General features: G+C 73.7%; 14 protein-coding genes. 6 read left to right on the top strand and 8 right to left on the bottom strand.

The window, feature by feature from the left end; translation table 11 throughout:
• Positions 1–312: 312 nt before the first annotated feature.
• Complete coding sequence (modA, locus tag CHF16_RS37730; protein ID WP_425427546.1) at positions 313–1,092, bottom strand: molybdate ABC transporter substrate-binding protein; 780 nt, start codon at positions 1,090–1,092, stop codon at positions 313–315.
• Positions 1,093–1,407: 315 nt separating this feature from the next.
• On the opposite strand from modA, the gene CHF16_RS37725 reads away from it, so the two are divergent.
• The 4 genes from CHF16_RS37725 to CHF16_RS37710 all read left to right on the top strand — a co-directional run bounded on the left by CHF16_RS37725 (position 1,408) and on the right by CHF16_RS37710 (position 5,378).
• Positions 1,408–2,163 carry an SDR family oxidoreductase gene (locus tag CHF16_RS37725; protein WP_089331004.1) on the top strand — a complete coding sequence of 252 codons (756 nt, stop codon included), beginning with the start codon at positions 1,408–1,410 and terminating at the stop codon, positions 2,161–2,163.
• A 55-nt stretch (positions 2,164–2,218) separates the two neighbouring features.
• Positions 2,219–2,548 carry a nuclear transport factor 2 family protein gene (locus CHF16_RS37720; protein WP_089330990.1) on the top strand — a complete coding sequence of 110 codons (330 nt, stop codon included), beginning with the start codon at positions 2,219–2,221 and terminating at the stop codon, positions 2,546–2,548.
• A complete protein-coding gene (locus CHF16_RS37715) occupies positions 2,548–3,150 on the top strand; it encodes a TetR/AcrR family transcriptional regulator (RefSeq protein ID WP_089330989.1) in 603 nt (200 codons plus the stop codon). Before CHF16_RS37720 ends, CHF16_RS37715 begins: the two co-directional genes overlap by 1 nt.
• 197 nt (positions 3,151–3,347) lie before the next feature.
• The gene (locus tag CHF16_RS37710) at positions 3,348–5,378 is read left to right on the top strand and encodes a right-handed parallel beta-helix repeat-containing protein (protein ID WP_179271901.1); all 2,031 of its coding nucleotides are present in this window, start codon (positions 3,348–3,350) and stop codon (positions 5,376–5,378) included.
• A gap of 9 nt (positions 5,379–5,387) precedes the next feature.
• On the opposite strand, the gene CHF16_RS37705 is transcribed toward CHF16_RS37710, so the two are convergent.
• Positions 5,388–6,437, bottom strand: a complete 1,050-nt coding sequence (locus CHF16_RS37705; RefSeq protein ID WP_089330987.1) for a LacI family DNA-binding transcriptional regulator — start codon at positions 6,435–6,437, stop codon at positions 5,388–5,390.
• A 35-nt stretch (positions 6,438–6,472) separates the two neighbouring features.
• Here CHF16_RS37705 and CHF16_RS37700 point away from each other — a divergent pair, with 35 nt between their 5' ends.
• Entirely contained in the window at positions 6,473–7,678 is a 1,206-nt protein-coding gene (locus CHF16_RS37700) for an MFS transporter (protein WP_089330986.1), read from the top strand.
• On the opposite strand, the gene CHF16_RS37695 is transcribed toward CHF16_RS37700, so the two are convergent.
• The 5 genes from CHF16_RS37695 to CHF16_RS37675 all read right to left on the bottom strand — a co-directional run bounded on the left by CHF16_RS37695 (position 7,644) and on the right by CHF16_RS37675 (position 15,213).
• Positions 7,644–8,336 (bottom strand): response regulator transcription factor, encoded by a 693-nt coding sequence (locus CHF16_RS37695; RefSeq protein ID WP_089330985.1) that lies wholly within the window; start codon positions 8,334–8,336, stop codon positions 7,644–7,646. The two genes, CHF16_RS37700 and CHF16_RS37695, sit on opposite strands and share 35 nt — an antisense overlap.
• Positions 8,333–9,538 (bottom strand): sensor histidine kinase, encoded by a 1,206-nt coding sequence (locus CHF16_RS37690; RefSeq protein ID WP_089331003.1) that lies wholly within the window; start codon positions 9,536–9,538, stop codon positions 8,333–8,335. Before CHF16_RS37690 ends, CHF16_RS37695 begins: the two co-directional genes overlap by 4 nt.
• A gap of 7 nt (positions 9,539–9,545) precedes the next feature.
• Positions 9,546–11,810 (bottom strand): MMPL family transporter, encoded by a 2,265-nt coding sequence (locus CHF16_RS37685; RefSeq protein ID WP_089330984.1) that lies wholly within the window; start codon positions 11,808–11,810, stop codon positions 9,546–9,548.
• Positions 11,811–12,028: 218 nt separating this feature from the next.
• The gene (locus CHF16_RS37680) at positions 12,029–14,455 is read right to left on the bottom strand and encodes an FtsX-like permease family protein (protein WP_245869786.1); all 2,427 of its coding nucleotides are present in this window, start codon (positions 14,453–14,455) and stop codon (positions 12,029–12,031) included.
• A gap of 14 nt (positions 14,456–14,469) precedes the next feature.
• Entirely contained in the window at positions 14,470–15,213 is a 744-nt protein-coding gene (locus CHF16_RS37675) for an ABC transporter ATP-binding protein (RefSeq protein ID WP_218827029.1), read from the bottom strand.
• Between the two features lie 87 nt (positions 15,214–15,300).
• Between CHF16_RS37675 and CHF16_RS37670 the strand changes: the two genes are divergently transcribed.
• A complete protein-coding gene (locus CHF16_RS37670; protein WP_218827028.1) occupies positions 15,301–15,906 on the top strand; it encodes a response regulator transcription factor in 606 nt (201 codons plus the stop codon).
• Here CHF16_RS37670 and CHF16_RS37665 read toward each other — a convergent pair.
• Positions 15,793–17,985 (bottom strand): sensor histidine kinase, encoded by a 2,193-nt coding sequence (locus CHF16_RS37665; protein WP_089330981.1) that lies wholly within the window; start codon positions 17,983–17,985, stop codon positions 15,793–15,795. The genes CHF16_RS37670 and CHF16_RS37665 overlap by 114 nt on opposite strands.
• Positions 17,986–18,186 lie beyond the last annotated feature (201 nt).

Here is an 18,186-nt window from a genome sequence, read left to right as displayed (position 1 = left end):
CCAAAGGGTCCACAGCCATAACAGGCAGGCCAGCGTCAATCCCAGAGCCAGCCAAGTGGACCAGCTTTCCGGGTCGTCCGGACGCCGCCCGGTGCGCTGGTTCTCGTTGACCCCGTCTCCGGGGATGCTGGCGACAACGGCTACCGCCACCCCGCACAGCGCCGATGTCACTCCTGCCGTCATCAAGGGATTCTTCGCCATCGTCCGCAGGGGTGCCATCGCAGACCTCCGGGGGTGAGGTGGCCGACCAGATCCTGTGGGTGGTTCAGGCGTACCACGGACCGCGGCCGAGTGCGCGAAACCCGCGAGGGCTCAGGGTGCTTCGAACCCGGCCGCGGACAGCACGCTCTTCCCCTGGGACGACAGCACGAGCTGGACGAACTCCTTGGCCAGGGCGGGCTGGGGCGCCTCGGTCAGGGCGACGATCGGGTAGTCGTTGATGGCCTTCGCGGACTCGGGGAAATCGATGCCGTGCACCCTGGATCCGGCGGCCCGGACGTCGGTGCGGTAGACGAGCGCGGCATCGGCCTCACCGAGCGAGACCTTGTTGAGGGCACCCTTGACGTCCTGCTCCAGCGACACCGGCTTGACGGTAACGCCCGCCGCGGACAATGCCTTGGCTGCGGCGGCCCCGCATGGGACCTGCTCGGCGCACAGCACCACCTTGACCTTGGAGTCGGTCAGATCGTCCAGGCCGGTGACCTTGCCCGGGTTGTCGGCCGGGGTGGCGATCTGGAGCCGGTTGCGGACGAAGGTCGTCGGCTGCCCGTCGGCCAGGCCCGCGCCGGTGACCGTCTTCATGGTGGCGGGGCTGGCGGAGGCGAACACGTCCACCGGCGCGCCCTGCGTGATCTGCTGGGCCAGGCTGGAGCTGCCGCCGAAGTTGAAGCGGACCTTGACCCCCGGATGCGCGCTCTCGAAGGTCCTGCCGAGCGTGCTGAAGGTCTCGGTCAGCGACGCGGCGGCGAACACCGTCACCGTCCTGCCGCCTCCGCCGGAGCCGCCCGAGTCGTCGTCGATGTCGCCGCAGCCGCCGACGGCCGTCGCGAGCAGGACGAGGCCGGCGATCCCCGCCGTCAGTCGTCTGAGCAGCACAGCGACTCCTTGGACTCGTCCATCCGGTATGCCACCATGGCCGCCACTTTAACCTCGCAGATGCAGCAGGAATAGCCATATCACTATGGCACTTGCCACCCAATGGGCGGGGCGACGGCGACCCTGCTCGCCGGTCGGGGTGCTAACGGACTCTTAGCCCCCCGCTGGCTGATTCCTGGCGTTCGAGCGGAGACGCTTAACGTCCGAGCCGCCGCACGGCGCGGACGCTTTGTGGACGCTCCGTTCATATTGTGGTTATATGGACGCATCGTTCACATCTGTCGATGGGGGCATCTCGTGAGCAGCACCGACATGAGCAGCACCGGCACGAGCGGCACCGGCACCGCACGCGTCGCGATCGTGACCGGCGGGTCCGGCGGCATCGGCCGGGCCGTGGCCGAGCGGCTGGCCCGCGACGGCTTCGCGGTCGCCGTCCACTACCTCGGCAACGCGGGACGGGCGCGGGAGATCGCCGACGCGGTCACCGCCGGCGGGGGCCGGGCGATCGCGGTCGGCGGGGACGTCGCCGACGAGGACGCGATGACCGGGGTCTTCGACGCGGTGGAGGCCGAGTTCGGCGGCGTCGACGTCGTCGTCAACACCGCGGGGATCATGATCCTCGCGCCGGTCGCGAGCCTGGACCTGGCCGACCTGGACCGCATGCACCGCACCAACATCCGGGGCGCGTTCGTCGTCTCCAAGCTCGCCGCCAACCGGCTCCGCCGCGGCGGCGCCCTGATCAGCGTCTCGACCAGCCAGACCCGGCTCCAGCACCCGACGTACGCCCCGTACGCGGCGAGCAAGGCCGCGGTCGAGGGCCTGACGCTCGTCCTGGCCCGCGAGCTGCGCGGCAGGGACATCACCGTCAACGCGATCGCGCCGGGCCCGACCGCCACACCGCTCTTCCTGGACGGCAAGGACCAGGAGACCGTCGACCGCCTGGCGCAGCTTCCGCCGCTGGAGCGCCTCGGCACCCCCGAGGACATCGCCGAGGTGGCCGCCTTCCTCGCCGGGCCGTCCCGCTGGATCAACGGGCAGGTCGTCTTCACCAACGGCGGCATCGCCTGACCCGGCCCATTTCCGAACCGGCCCACTTCCTCGAGAGAACTGGGAGATCACGACCATGACCGAAGCCGTCCTTCCCGAAGCGATCCGCGAGTTCGTCGACGCGACGAACCAGGGCGACTCCGAACGGTTCGCCGCCGCGTTCACCGACGACGCGTACCTGAACGACTGGGGACGCGAGTTCCACGGCCGCGGCGGCGTCCGCGACTGGGACCGCACCGACAACATCGGCAAGCAGTCGCATTTCGAGGTCCTCGGCATCGAGCCCGGTGGCGCGCCGGACTCCTACGTCGTCACCATGCAGGTCACCGGCCAGGGCTTCAACGGCACGAGCCCCCTGGCCTTCGTCCTGCGGGACGGGCTGATCGCCGAGCTGCGGATCAGCTGATGGCGTCCGCGACTCGTCCCCCCGCGAGCCGTGGCCGCGGCCGCCGCCCCGCCGAGGAGGTGCGCGCCGACGTCCTGCGGACCGTCGGTGAGCTCCTCCTGGGCGAGGGCAGCGCGGACCTCACCTTCGAGCGGGTGGCCCGCCTTGCGGGAGTGAGCAAGACGACCCTCTACAAATGGTGGCCGTCCAAAGGCGCACTCGCGCTCGACGGCTATTTCCACGCCGTCGAGGAAACGCTCGCCTTCCCCGACACCGGGGACGTCCGCGCCGATCTCCTCAGCCAGCTCCGCGCCTTCAGCAAGATCATGACGACGACTCCCGGCGGCCGGGTGCTGACCGAGCTGATCGGCCATTCCCAAACCGACGAGGAGCTGGCCGCCGCCTTCCGCCGGCTGTACTCGTCCCACCGGCGCCGCATCGCCGCCGAACGCCTCCGGCGCGCGCAGGAGGCGGGCCAGATCCGCCCCGAGGTGGACGTGCAGATCATCGTGGACCAGCTCTGGGGGGCCGTGTACCACCGGCTCCTCATCCCGGACGAGCCCGTCACCGACGACTTCATCACCGGGCTGGTCTCCAACCTCCTCGACGGCATCGCCCCGTAGAGCACGACGTCCCGTACGGGCTATCCCCGCGGGCGACGCGCCGGGGCCGGACGCCGCCGGGGCGGCCGGATGCGGGCAGGTTGCGAGACTTCCTCGGATTTGTGATCCGTGGTTCCATGAGGACCGAGCAAGCGTTTGGGACGCACGCGCGGCGCCGAGCGAGGGAGTACCGGATGGGCTCGCGGTTTCTCCGGAGATTGCTGGTACCCCTGGCGGCCGCGGCCGTGCTGGTCGCCGGCCTGCTGCAGCCCGCGCGGGCGCACATCGAGCGGCCGTCGTACTGGCCGCTCCCCGGCCCCGACTGCTCCATCAGCCCGTGCGCGGGCGGGAAGGTGCCGACGGCGCGGAGCCTGGCGTCGGCCCTTGAGACCGTCCCGGGGAGCACGACGCGCGTGGTGTGCCAGCCGGATTCGCTGAAGCGGTTGGACGCCTCGATCGCACGAGCTTTGAAGTCGGGCTACGACATCCGCCCGCACGACCACCGGACGCTCAGCGCCGCCGAGGCGCGCGAGCTGAAGCGCATCAACCGGGCGCTGTTCGAGCAGTGCCGGTACAGCGAGATCCAGCCCGCGGTGACCGACTCGCGGAACAACGACCGGGTCGTGGTGCTGCCGGGCCTCTACACCGAGCCCACGGCGCGCCAGAAGCCGACGCACGACCCCGCGTGCGACCAGTACAAGCTGAGCACCGGCGCGTACTCCTACCTCGGCGAGTACAACTGCCAGAACGACGCCAACCTGATCGCCGTGCTCGGGCGCGCCCCCGGCGGCGGCCAGGACCCGGACCCGCCGCTCGTCGACCGGCACGGCGTCCCCAACCTGGGCGCGTGCGTCCGCTGCAACCTCCAGCTCGAAGGATCGGGGGTGAGCGCCGACGACGTGATCGTGGAGGCGGGCGACCCCTCGTCCGGCAACGGGGGCCCGCGCAACTCCGCGAAGGACGTGGGCATCCGCGCCGACCGGGCCGACGGGTTCGTGCTGCGGAACGTGACCGTCCGGCACGCCGAGGAGCACGACGTCTACGTCCTGGAGACCAACGGGTACCTGCTGGACAGGTTCAAGACCTTCTACGCGGGCGAGTACGGCGTGCTCACCTTCGTCGAGGACCACGGCGTGATCCAGAACTGCGAGGCGGCGGGCAACGGCGACTCCGGGCTGTATCCGGGGTCGGGCGCGAAGACCGGCGCCGGACGCGACGAGCGCGTCTACCCGGACGCCCGCTACAGCCAGCAGATCCGCTACTGCGACTCGCACCACAACACCAGCGGCTACTCCGGCACCGACGGCAGCGCCACCTGGGTGCACCACAACAACTTCTACGACAACGCCCTCGGCTTCACCACCGACGTGTTCACCGCCGCCGGGCACCCCGGTTTCCCGCAGCAGGGCGACCTCGTCGAGCACAACGACTTCTTCGACAACAACTTCAACCCGTACCTGGAGGGCAGCGACGTCGTGCCGACCGTGCCCGTCCCGGTGGGGAGCGGGATGTGGATCGCCGGCGGTGACGACAACGTCGTCCGGAACAACACGTTCCGGAACAACCACCGGCGCGGGGCCATGCTCTTCGCCGTCCCGGACGCGTTCGTCTGCTCCGACCAGCCGATGACGGGCTGCGACCCGTTCAAGCTGTCGACCTCGCACCGCAACCACTTCTACGGCAACCGGATGACGGGCAACGGCCTGGACTTCTGGTGGGACGCCTTCCCCGGCAACACCGGCAACTGCTGGTACGGCAACGGCACCGTCACCACCTCGCCCGGCAACCTGCCGGACTGCCTGAACGGCAAGGCGCCGTTCCTCAGCTTCGGGTTCGGCAACATCGGCAACGAGCTCGAACTGCTCACCTGCATGGCCAACCTGAAGCCCGGCGGCCCGTGCCCCTGGTTCACGACTCCCCAGGCTCCCGCCGCCCCGGCCGCGTTCAGGACGGCACCCGCCGACGGTCACGAGCACCCCGAGACCAGCGAACTCGACGACGCGAGGCTCGCCGCGATGACCTGCCACTCCTGGAAGGAGATGACGGCAGACCAGCGCAACCACATGCTGGGCAAGATGGCGGTGTTCATGGGCGGCCAGATCGACCATCCGGGGGCGCGCGGCACGACGCTGACCGCCCAGCACGCGACGAGCATGCTCAACAACGCCTGCGGGCTGCCCTTCGCCGAGCCGTTCAAGCTCTACAAGCTCTACGCCCGCGCGGCGGCCTTCCCCCTGCAACTCCCCTGACCGGGGCCGTCACCGGCGGGTGCTGGCTCTGCGGACGATAGACCACGACGCGGTTCGGGGGTCGAGTCGCTGGCCGAGTGCGGCGCGCGCGCACGCGGCGCCCTGTTCGCGCAGCGACTGGGCGACCGTCGTCAAGCCGAGCTGCACCGCCACTGCCGCGTCGTCCCATCCCGTCACCGCCAGGTCGCCCGGGATGGAGCGGCCGGCGGCGCGCGCGGCGTGGACGACTCCGGCCGCCTGCTGATCGCTCATCGCCGCGATCGCGTCGGGCGGCTCGTCCGAGGCGAGCAGGGACGCGGCGATCCGCTCGGCTTCAGCGGCGTCATTGCGCGCGCACACCGCGACGGTGACGTCCCGCCAGGCGATGCCGGCGTCCTCGACCGCGCGCCGGTAACCCTCCAGCCGCTCCCGCGTCACCGGGAACAGGACGTCGGTGACGTCCTCCCCGCTGATGACGGTGCTGGTCCGGTCTCGGGAGAGCGGAAAGCTCACTATCGCGGGGCGCCGCGCGCCTGCGAAGGCCAGGGCCCCCACTGCGGTTGCGGCCGCGCGGTTGTCGATGCTCACCAGCCCCATTCCGCGCACCTCCGGCCCGCCATGGACGACCGCCGGACGCTTCACCGCCTGGACGGCCGCCAAGACCGGATCGTCGTCGGACGTGGTCCAGACGATGAACCCGTCCACGGCGGCGGCGGTGACGCGCGGGACGTCATCGGCGGCACCGGTGATCGGCAGGATCGTCATGCCGTATCCGCGGTCGGCGCAGACGTCGGCGATTCCGGCGAGGAAGGACACCGCTTCCGGGTCGTCGAACGCGTAGCTGAGATGCTCGCCCATCACGACGCCGAGCGTCTGGGTCCTGCCCCGGCGCAGTGAGCGGGCGCTCGGGTCGGGCCCGGCGTAGCCGAGCCGGGCCGCCGCCGCGTGGACCTTCGCCCGCGCCTGCTCCGACACGCGCTCGGGCCGGTTGTAGGTGTACGAGGCGGTCATGACCGACACGCCGGCCAGCTCGGCGACCTGCGCGAGGGTCACCCGCTTCGAGCCCGCGGACGCTTCCACGGGTCCACCCTAGCCTGCTGTGTATCGTTACACACATGGTGAGAGCTCCCCGTCCCCCGCACCCGGCGACCGTCCCGGCGTACGTGGCCTTCGCCGCGTTCGGCGCGTTCTGGGGGGTGTGGGGCGCGTCCGTGCCGCGGGTCCAGCAGCAGGCCGGCATCGGCGACGGGCGGCTCGGGTTCGCGCTGCTGTTCGTGGGCGCGGGCGCTCTCCCCGCGATGCTGCTGGCCGGCAGGGCGCTCGACCGCTGGGGGCCGCCGGTCGCGGCCGCGGCCATCGGCGCGCTCGGCGTCGCCGGTGCCGGATTGTCGGTGACGGCGGCGGGCTCGGCGAGCCTGTGCGCCGGGCTGGCCCTGGTCGGCGCCGCCAGCGGGGCCGCGGACGTGACCATGAACGCCCTCGCCGGACGGGCCGAGAAGACCACCGGGCTGCCCGTCCTCACCCGCGCCCACGGCGTTTTCTCCGGTCTGGTCGTCCTTGCCAGCCTCGTCACCGGGCTTGCGTCGGCCGCGTCCCTGCCGCTCGCGGTCCCGTTCATGGCCGTCGCCGTGCTCTGCCTGCTGGCGGGCGCCTCCCTGCGCACGACGCCGCCTTCCAGTGCGGTCGCCGAGCAACCCGGCCGCGTCCCCGCCTCGGCACCGCTCGGCCGACGCGCGGCCGTCCCGCTGCTGCTCATCGGAGTACTGGGCGCGCTCGCGTTCGCCAGTGAGAACGCGCACCAGAGTTGGAGCGCGGTCTTCGCCCACGAAGAGCTGCGATCAGGTGGAGGGCTGAGCGCCGTCGCGCCCGCCGTGTTCGCCGCAACGGTCGCGGTCACGCGGTTCTCCATGGGCGGCATCAAGGCCGTCCGCGCTCGCACCGTTCTCCTCGTCGGCGCGTCGGCCGCCGCGTCCGGCGCGCTCATCATCGCCGCCGCGCCGGCACTGCCCGTCGCCGGGCTGGGGCTCGCGACGGCCGCCGCCGGAACCGCCGTGCTGTTCCCGACCCTGCTCGGCATCGTGTCGAGGAGCGTCGAAGAGTCCCACCGGGGCCGCGCGACATCGCTCGTGACGGCCGTGTCGTATCTCGGGTTCCTCGTCGGCCCGGTCTACGTCGGGCTGTGGGCCGAGACGGCGGGGCTCCGCGGCGCCATGGTCGCGGTCGCGGCCCTCGCCGTCGCCCTGCTCGCCCTCGCCCCGCCCCTGCTCCGGCCGCGGCGGCCTCTCCCTACCGCGGGCGGTCCGTGCCGCCGTCCGGGGTGACCTGGACGAGGCCCGTCTGGTAGGCGATGACGACGAGTTGCGCCCGGTCGCGGGCCTCCAGCTTCGTCATGGCGCGCTGGACGTGGGCGCGGACGGTGAACGGGCTGAGGAACATCCGGTCGGCGATCTCCTGGTTGGACAGGCCGGTCGCGACCAGGGCCACCATCTCCCGCTCGCGCGGGGTGAGGACGGCGAGCCGTTCGGACCGGTTCGCCGGAGCGTCCTCCGGGGTGGCGAGGAAGCGGGCGACCAGGGAGCGGGTCGCGGCGGGCGACAGCAGGGTGTCGCCGTCGGCGATCGTGCGCACGGCGTCCAGCAGCTCGTCGGCGCCGATGCCCTTGCCGATGAAGCCGCCGGCCCCCGCGCGCAGCGCCTGCGCCACGTACTCGTCGGTCTCGTACGTGGTCAGGATCAGGATGCGGGTGGAGCGCAGATCCGGGTCCGCGCAGATCCGCGAGGTGGCGGCCAGGCCGTCCACCTCGGGCATGCGGATGTCCATGACCACGACGTCCGGCCGCAGCTCTCGGGTGAGCCGCACCGCCTCCGCGCCGTCGGCGGCCTCGCCGACCACGGCGATGTCGTCGGCGCTCTCCAGGAGCATCCGGAAGGCGCCGCGCAGCAGCGCCTGGTCGTCGGCGAGCAGCACCCGGAGCGTCACGTCGCGTCCCTGGCGGGCGGGAGGGGCAGTTCGGTGGAGACGAGGAAGCCGCCCTCCGGACGGCTGCCCGCGGAGAGCCGCCCGCCGACCGCGGTGGCGCGCTCGCGCATCCCGATCAGGCCGTATCCGGGGCCCGTGGACGCGGCCTGCGCCGTCCGCTCACCGCCTCCGTCGTCGGCGACGGTGATGGTCACGCGATCGCGGTTCCAGGAGAGGCGCACCTGGGCGGTACCGGTACCGGCATGTTTGGTCACGTTGGTCAATGCCTCCTGGATGATGCGGTAGGCGGTGAGGTCCGCTCCCGGAGGCAGCGGCCTGGACGTGCCGTCCTCGTGCACCGACACCTCCAGCCCCGCGCGGCGGAAGGACTCGATGAGCGTGGGGAGCCGGGACAGGCCGGGCGCCGGTTCCGCGGGCCCGGACGCGTCCTCGGACTCGCGGAGCAGGCCGACCGTGGCCCGCAGATCGTCGAGTGCGTTGCGGGTCGTCTCTTCTAGCTCCCGCAGGCTCCTGCGGGTCTGCTCCGGCCGGGTGTCGAAGAGGTGGGCGGCGACCGCGGCCTGCGCGTTGGCCAGGGTGATCTGGTGGGCGACGAGGTCGTGCAGCTCGCGGGCGATGCGCAGCCGCTCCTCCGCCACCCTGCGGCGCGCCTCGGTCTCCCGGCTCTTCTCGGCCCGGCGGGCCCGCTCCTCCACGGCCGCGAGGTAGGCGCGCCGGTTCCGCGTCGAGTGGCCGAGGACGCCGGCCAGCGGCGGGAACGCCGCCACCGCCCCGATCCTGCTCGCGTCCTGCCAGGAGAGCGTCCCGAACTCGAACACGACGTTGGACGCGACCAGCAGCCCCGCCGAGCCGAACAGCGCCGCGCCCGCCGCGCGCAGCTCGGTGCGCACGGCGAGCGAGTAGGCGGCGACCAGGGCGGGCGCCATGATCAGCGGCGTCAGCAGGAGCCCGAGCGGCGGCGCGAGCCCGCCGCCCAGGGTCGCCGCCACCAGGGCGGCCACGGGTGAGCGGTGCCGCAGCGGGAGCACCCCGCTGGACACGACGGCGACGAGGTACGCGCCGGCGGGCGGCCACGCCAGTGACTCGTCGTCGACCGCCAGCGCCCCGCCCAGCAGGCAGATGGCGAACGCGGCCGCCGTGACCGCCGCCTCCCGCCGCCATGTGGTGCGCGGTCGTGGAGGGCCGCCGCCCGTACCGGTCATCGCGGGCTCAGCGCCGTCCGGCGGGACGGAGCGGGGCCGCCGCGTCCGGCCTGGTCGCGGAGGCCGGGGCATGCGCATCCGGGACATGCGTGCCCGGCACATGAGCGCTGAGTGCCTCGCCCTCGATGTCCACGTTCGGCAGCACGCGGTCCAGCGTACGCGGCAGCCACCACGCCCGGCGGCCGAGCAGCGCCAGGACCGCGGGCGCGATCGCCATCCGGACCACGAAGGCGTCGAACAGGACGGCGGAGGCCAGGCCGACGCCCATCGTCTGGATGGTCGGGCTGCTCATCCCGATGAAGCCGGCGAACACGCTGGTCATGATGATCGCCGCGGCGGCCACCACGCGCCCGCTGTGCCGGAAGCCGCGCACGATCGCCTCGCCGGGGGACGCGCCGTGGACGTACGCCTCCCGCATCCGGCTGAGCAGGAAGACCTCGTAGTCCATGGCGAGGCCGAACACGATGCCGATGATGAGGATCGGCATCAGCGACATGACCGGCCCGGTCTGCTCGATGCCGATCAGCCCGGCCGCCCAGCCCCACTGGAAGACGGCGACGAGGACGCCGAAGGCGGCGCCCACCGACAGCAGGAAGCCGAGGGCGGCCTTGACCGGGACCAGGACCGAGCGGAACACCACCGCCAGCAGGAGCACCGCGAGGCCGATGACCACGGTCAGGTACGGGAGGAGGGCGTCCGACATGGCCTCGGAGATGTCGATGTTCAGCGCGGTGGTGCCGGTCACCAGGACGGCGGCGCCCGTGTCGGCCTCGACGGCGGAGGCCGCGTCCCGGATCGCGTGCACCAGGTCCTTGGTCTCGGCACTGCTCGGCGCGGTCCGCGGGACGGCGGTCAGGACGGCCGTGTCCCCGGCCCGGCTGAGCACCGGGTCGCCGACCGACGCGACCCCGTCGAGCCCTCGGACGGTCGCGGCGACCCGGTCCGCGGCGGCGCTTGCGTCCGGGGAGTCCTCCAGGTCGACGACCACGGTCAGCGGGCCGTTGAAGCCGGGGCCGAAGCCGTCCGACAGCAGGTCGTAGGCGCGGCGCTGGGTGGTCTCCACCGACTTGGACTCGTCTCCCGGAAGCCCGAGTTCGAGGCTCAGCGCCGGAAGGGCGACGGCCCCGAGACCGATCCCGGCGACCATCAGCACGGCCACCGGCCGCCGCAGCACGAACCGCGCCCAGCGTGTGGCGAGCCCCGGCCGGTCCTCCGTGGAGACGGCATGCGGCTCTCCCCTCCGGGCGGCCTTGCGGACGGCGCGCGGCAGTATCCGCCGGCCGAAGAAGCCGAACAGCGCGGGGACGAGGGTGAGCGCGACGAGCACGGCGAGCGCCACGGCGCCGGCGCCGCCCATGCCCATCTTGGTGAGCTCGGGGATCCCGACGACCCCCAGGCCGACGAGGGCGATGAAGACGGTCGCGCCGGCGAAGACGACGGCGGATCCGGCGGTGCCGACCGCCCGGCCCGCGGCCTCCTCCGGGTCGACGCCCCGGACGCGCTCGTCGCGGAAGCGTGAGGTGATGAACAGCGCGTAGTCGATGCCGACCGCCAGCCCCAGCATCAGCGTCAGGATCGCGACCGTGGACGTCAGGCCCAGCGGCTCCGCCAGCGCGGAGACCAGGCCGAAGGCGATGGCCACGCCCCAGAAGGCGGTCAGCAGCGACAGCCCGGCCGCGACCAGCGACCCGAGCGCGAGGACGAGGACCACCGCCGCCACCGCCACGCCGACGATCTCCGTCGTGCCGCCGGGCGCCTCCTCCACGTCCAGTGCGGAGCCGCCGATCTCCACGGTCAGGCCCGCGTCCCGGGCCCGCTGCGCGGCGTCCTCCAGGGCGCTCTTCGTCGGCGCGGTCAGGTCGACGGCGTCGGCGGAGTAGCTGATCGTCGAGTAGGCGATGGTGCCGTCCTCGCTGACCGCGCCGGTCTCGTAGGGGTCGGTGGTCGAGGCGACCTGGCCGCCCTCGTCCAGCGAGGCGATCGCGTTCTCGACGGCCGCCCGGTTCTCGGTGGCCGTCACCCGCTGCCCGTCCGGGGCTTGGAACACCAGGCGCGCCTCGGCGCCCTGGGAGTTGCTCTGGGGGAAGCGCTCGTCCAGCAGGTCGAACGCCTTCTGCGACTCGGTGCCGGGCATGGACAGCCCCTCGTCCTGCGCCGCCGGCGCCACGGCCGCGGCGACCCCGGCCAGGACCAGCATGCCCAGCCAGAGGAAACCGACGAGCCTGCGCCGCCGGAAAGCCCACCGTCCGACCCGGTAAAGAAATCTAGCCACCTGTTGGTCACTCCAGACACCGTGGGAAAGGGAAAAGCGCGGAATTCGCGCGCCTTCAACACTCCCCGCCGGTGTCTCGGCGGACATCGTCTCCCGCCACCGTCTTCCCCTGATGCACAGGGACCGCCCGGCGCCCGTGTCCTAGTGCCTGCGCACTAGGACACGGGCGGTGACCTGCATGGGTCGTTCGGCGGCGCGGCCGCGGCGCGCCGGGGTGGTCACTCGCGGGCGCCGAGGGCGTCGGCGGGCGGGCGGCGCATGGCCAGGCGGGCCGGGAGGGTGGTGGCCAGGACGGCCAGGGCTCCCATGGCGCCGACGATGGCGACGAGCCCGGTGAGCGGGATGTGCGGCCCGCCGGACCCGACCATCCCGGTGTTGAAGGCGGTCAGCGTCGCGTAGGCGATCGCGGTGCCGAGGACGGCCGCGACCAGGACGGCGGTCAGGGTCTCCCAGCGGAGCATCCGCAGCACCTGACGGCGGGTGCCGCCCGCGAGCCGGAACATGGCCATCTCGCGGACGCGGCCGGCGGTCGCCATGGCCAGGGTGTTGGCGGCGGAGATGGCGGCGAAGGCGACGATCATGCTGAGGGCCAGGTAGTTGACCGCGCTGCCGCCCGACCGGGAGGGGGCGTCCGTCCGGGCGTGCAGGCCGAGGCCGGGATACGCCGCCACCGCGCTCTTCAGCGCGTCGGCTCCGACTCCGGGAGCGGCGATGAGCGCGGTGCCCATCGGGACGTCGACGTGGGCGGCCACCAGGGAGTGCGGCAGGGTCAGGTCACCGAACCCCAGGCCGCGGTGGTAGACGGCGACGACGCGGAGCGTCACGACGGTTCCGTCGGCCATCGCGAAGGTCGCCTTGTCACCGACGTCCATGCCGATGCCCTCGCGGACGGCCATGGTGCCATCGCCGAGGTCGTCCAGGGAACCCGCGCGCACGTCGAGGTCCATGGTCTGCGCGAGCCCGGCCGGGGTGACGCCCTGGGCGCTGTAGGGGGTCTTGGCCGCGCGGACGCGGGTGTGCAGGACCTCGGTGACCGTCCGGACACCGGGCACCTTCCGCAGGGCGTCGGCCGCCGGACCGGGTACGGCGGGGCCCGCGACGTAGTCGGCGACGTTGCCCGCGCCGGCCTGGGACGCGGCGGCCTCGTCGAGGGTCGTCTCGGCGAACAGCAGGGTCGAGCTGAGCGCGACCATCAGGGTGAGCGGGGCGATGACGGCGGCGAGGCGGCGCGCTCCGGCGCGGAGGTTCGCGGCGGCCAGGCCGGCGACCGCACCGGCGTGCCGCATCGGCAGGATGACCGGAAGGATCGTCAGCCGTGCCGCGACCGGCCCGAGGAGCCCGACGGCGGCCGCGAACGCCAGCGCGGTCAGGGGCGTGAGGGGCCCCGAGCCGGGCTCGGAGTGGATGGACGACAGCACGACGGCGAGCACCACGGCGCCCGCCAGGACGGCAAGCCCGGCGACGAGCCGGAACCACGGGACGCGGGGCGGCTCCAGCGCGGCCTCGCCGAGGGCCTCGACCGGGCGGAGCCGGGTGATGCGGCGGGCCGCGAGCCGGGCGGCCAGCCAGCCGGCCAGCACGGTGCCGGCGACCGCGACGATCGGCGGGAACGGGCCGGTGACCAGCGGCAGGTTGGCGGGGATGGCGTCCAGGTCGGCGAAGGCGGCGTGCAGCCGGGAGCCGAGGACCAGGCCCGCGGCGGCACCCGGGAGCGTCGCGGCGAGGCCGAGCAGGACGGCCTCCCGGCCGATCATCCGGCGCAGCTGCCGGGGCGTCGCGGCGACGGCGCGCAGCATGGCGAGCTCCCGCTCGCGCTGCTGGAGCATCAGCCCGAAGGTGCCGGCGACGGCCAGCACCGCCACGATCAGCGAGGTGCCGCCGAGCGCGGCGCCCATGCTGAGGAGCTTGGTGCGGGCGCTGCCGCTGCCGGGGAACTCGGCGCGTCCGCGGTCGGTGCCGGTGTGGACGGTGGCGCCGGTCCCGCGCACGGCCGCGCGCACCGCCTCGGCGGTGCCGGCGACGGACGCGCCGGGCGCGGGCCAGACACCGATCGCGGTGAGGCCGGGACGCGCGGCGGTCAGGCGGTGGGCCTCCCCCGAGCCGAAGAAGGCGGCCGGGTTCCCGGGCGTCCGCCCGGTGACGCCGACGACGCGGTACGTGCCCGATCCGAGCGGGTGCAGGACGGTCACGTCGGTGCCGACGGCGGCGCCGGCGGAGGACGGCACGACGATCTCTCCCGCGGCGGCGGGCGCCCGGCCCGCCACGAGGGTGGCACGGGCCAGCGGGGCCGACTCCCAGCCGAGCCCGTCGACGGGGCGTCCGCCGATGACCGCGGGGACGGTGACCTCGGGCACCGCCGTGCGGACGCCCGGCACCGCCCGCACCCGGCCGGTGAGCGACGCGTCGATCCGGGCCCGCGCCGTGTTGGGCTTGGTCTTGATCTTGCGCTTGCGGGCGTCCTTGACGAGATGCGCGTCCGGGTCGCCCGACACGATGATCGGGGCGGACGCGTAGCGCTCGGGGGCGACGTGGCCGCGCAGGCCGGTGTCCATCAGCATGCCGCACGCGGTGAGCAGCGCGGCGGCGAAGAACAGCGCGACGAAACCGCCGGCGAAGGCGGCACGCCGGTGCCGCAGGGTGCTCAAGGAGAGAGAGAACATCAGACGTAGGCCCCCAGCCGCGTCATCCGCTCGGCGATGTCGCCCGCGGTGGGCGCGGTGAGCGAGTCGACGATCTGCCCGTCCGCCAGGAACAGGACGCTGTCGGCGTAGGACGCGGCCACCGGGTCGTGGGTGACCATGACCACCGTCTGGCCGAGGTCGTCCACGAGCTGCCGGAACGTGACCAGGACGTCCTTGGCGGTCATCGTGTCCAGCGCACCGGTCGGCTCGTCGCCGAACACCACGTCCGGCCGCGCGATCAGGGCCCTGGCGATCGCGACGCGCTGCTGCTGCCCGCCCGACAGCTCGGCGGGGCGGTGCCGCGCCCGGTCGGCCAGCCCGACCCGCTCCAGGATCTCCGCCAGCCGGGCGCGGTCGGCGCGGCGCCCGGCCAGCCGCAGCGGCAGCGTCACGTTCTGCTCCACCGTGAGGGACGGGAGCAGGTTGAACGCCTGGAAGACGAACCCGACCCGCTCGCGCCGCAGGATCGTCAGCTCCGTCTCGTTCATGCCGGTCAGCTCCGTGCCGCCCAGCCGCACCGACCCGGCCGTGGGCCGGTCCAGCCCGGCCGCGCACTGCAGGAACGTGCTCTTGCCCGACCCGGACGGGCCCATCACGGCGGTGAAGCCGCCCTTCGGCAGCGAGACCGACACCTGCCGGAGGGCCGCGACCGCACCCGCGCCCTTCCCGTACACCCTGCTCACGGCGTCCATCACCACTGCTTCGTCCACTGCTTCGTCCATGGACACCACTCTGCTGACCTGCGGTTCCGCTCGACAGAGCAGGCGTCATCGATCACCCATGAGATCGTCATGGGTAGGCTCGGGCATGTGATCAGGGTGCTCATCGCCGAGGATCAGCACGTGATCCGGACCGCGCTGGCGACGCTGCTCGGTCTGGAGCCCGACCTGCGGGTGGTCGCCGACGTCGGCGCCGGCGACGCCGTCGTCCCGGCGGCGCTGGTGCACCTGCCCGACGTGGCCGTCCTCGACATCGACATGCCCGGAACGGACGGGCTGACCGCCGCGGGCCTGCTGCGCACGAAGCTGCCGTCGTGCCGCACCCTCATGCTCACGGGGCACGGCAAGCCGGGGCTGCTGCGCCGCGCCCTGGGCGAGAAGGTGGACGGCTTCATCCTCAAGTCCGCGCCGCCGGACCAGGTGATCGACGCGATCCGCAAGGTCCACGCGGGCGAGCGGGTCCTGGACGCGAGCCTCGCGGTGACCGCCTGGGACCTCGCCGACGACCCGCTCACGCCGCGCGAGAAGGACGTGCTGCGGCTGCTGGCGGGCGGCGCCGAGGTCCCGGAGATCGCGGCGCGGCTACACCTGTCGGCCGGGACCGTCCGCAACCATCTCACCGCGGTCGTCGCGAAGCTCGACGCCCGCGGGCGCACCGACGCCGTCCGCATCGCCCGCGAGGCCGGCTGGATCTAGCCGCGCGGCGAGCCGGAACCGGCCGCCCGCGGCCGGGCGGGCCTCCAGCCTTCCGCCCGCCTCGGCGAGCCGGGTGGCGAGGTTGCCGATCCCGGCGCCCGGCGGGGTGACCTCGTCCGGGCGGCCGTCGTTCACCACCACCAGCCGGTCCGCCCCGACGACGATCTCGCACGTGCGGGCCGCGCTGTGCCGCAGGATGTTGGTGACCGCCTCCCGCAGCACGGTGCTCAGCACCCCTTCGGCGCCGGGCGGCGGGGTGCCCTCGCGGACGATCCGCACCTCGATCCCGGCCGCGGCGAGCACCGACCGCGCCGACTCCAGTTCCGGTTCGAGCTCCAGGCGCCCGGCCGCACCGGTCACCATCACCATGTCGCGGCGCGCGTGCTCGGCGATGCGGACCAGGTCGTCGAACTCCGTCCGCGCCCGGTCCGGGTCCGAGGCCAGCAGCCTGCGCGCGATCTCGGCCTTCAGCTGGACGGCCGCGAGGCTGTGCCCGAGCAGGTCGTGCAGGTCCCGGGCGGCGCGCAGCCGCTCCTGGACGACCGCCGCCCGCGCGAGCCCGGCCGCCGCCTCCCGCAGCTCGTCCGCGAGCTGGGCCAGCCGGACCAATCCCCAGACCACCAGCCCGGTCACCAGCACGCTGATCACCGAGTTGACCGCCACGTCGGCGTCCTGGCCCAGCCGCCACGCGACCACGCCCACGGCGGCCATGACCGCGCCGGTCAGCGGCCAGGACGCGGCGGCGGGCAGCGCGATCAGCAGCGTCCCCACCAGGAAGCCGGGCGCGCCCAGCCACGCCTCGCCGAGCCACAGCAGCGGCGCGAAACACAGCACCGCCTGCGCCGGAGGCGCCCACCACGACCGCTCCGGGCGGCGCACCCAGCGGAGCTGCAACGCGGACACGGCCACCAGGCACGGCACCGCGGTCAGCAGGTCCACCGGCGACCCCAGCAGCAGCAGGCCCTTGACGCAGAAAACGGTGAGCACCGTCGCCAGCAGCCCCACCGACAGCCGGTGCTCGGCGCTGGCGACCTCGGCCGACGGCTGCCGGACCGCCCGCACCGCCGCCTCGACGACGCAGCGGCCGTCCGGCTCCAGCGTCGTGCGCAGATGCCCGCCGACCCGCTCGACTTGCGCGGCGAGCGGCGCCAGGGCCTCGGCGGCCCACCCCGCCGCGGCGGCGCCGTCGTCGGTGACCCGCAGGACGAGCAGCCCGCCGCGCTCCAGGGTCTCGATCGCGCAGTGCCGCGCCCGGCGGCGCCGCACCACGTCGGTGACGGCCTCCCGCAGCACGCTCGCCAGCAGCGCTCCCGCCCGGCCGAGCGGCTCGCGGTGGCCCACCCGCACGGTCACCTCGATGTCGGCCGCCGCGAGCATCCCGCGCGCCGCGGCGATCTCCGGGGTGAGCGAGAGGCTCCGCAGGTCCACGGCGGCCGTCCGGGCGGCGGTCAGCGACCGGCGCGCGACCTCCGACACCCGGTCGAGGTCCGCGATGCCGCGCGCCGCCGCGATCGCGTCCAGCCCGCGGCCGACCCCCTCGTTCAGCTCGGCGGCCACCCGCAGCCGCTCCTCCTCGACGGCCGCCACCGACAGCGAGAGCCGTGCCGCGAACACCTCCTCGATCCGCCCGACGAGGCGCGACAGCCCGAACACGACCGTCGTCATCAGCCCCGCCGTGATCACGATGTCGACCGCGCCGCCGGCGGTGTCCTCGCGCACGGCAGCGAGGACGGGTACCGCGGCCGCCGCCACCGCGGCCGCCACGCGGTGGCGGGCGAGCAGGAGCCCGCCGATCCAGACCCCCAGGATCGTCACCGAGAAGCCCAGGCCCAGCACCGCGACGAAGGACAGGACGCCCTGCGCCGCCGTCCAGGCACAGGTCTGGAGACGGCGCAGGGACGCCAGCACGAACCGGAACTGCACCACCAGGATCCCGGCCGCCACGGGAACGGCGGCGACCGCGTCGACCGGCCGCCCGATCGCGCCCACCATGAGGACGCCGACCAGCGCGACCAGGACCGCGACCGCCACCGCCCGCGCCGCGCGCGGCGGCACGTCGACCGCCCGCCTCCGCTCCACCCCGCCCCTCGCTCGACCATCCGAAACCGGGATCGATCGTATCCGGCGCGCTCACCGGACCCGGGGCCGGAGCCGCCGCGGCCGGGTGGAAGCGGGCGGTCGCGCCGGATGCTCTTATGGATGTCAAGCGGCGAGTCTAAGATCGTTTGTGGTGATGATCTGGTAGAGCTCGCGGGCGACGTAGCGTTTGAGGCATCGGAT

The organism is Actinomadura meyerae (genome assembly GCF_900188445.1).
Classification (GTDB): Bacteria; Actinomycetota; Actinomycetes; order Streptosporangiales; family Streptosporangiaceae; genus Spirillospora; species Spirillospora meyerae.
The sequence above is the reverse complement of the archived record's forward strand: the minus strand, read 5'-3'. Positions and strand labels throughout refer to the sequence as shown.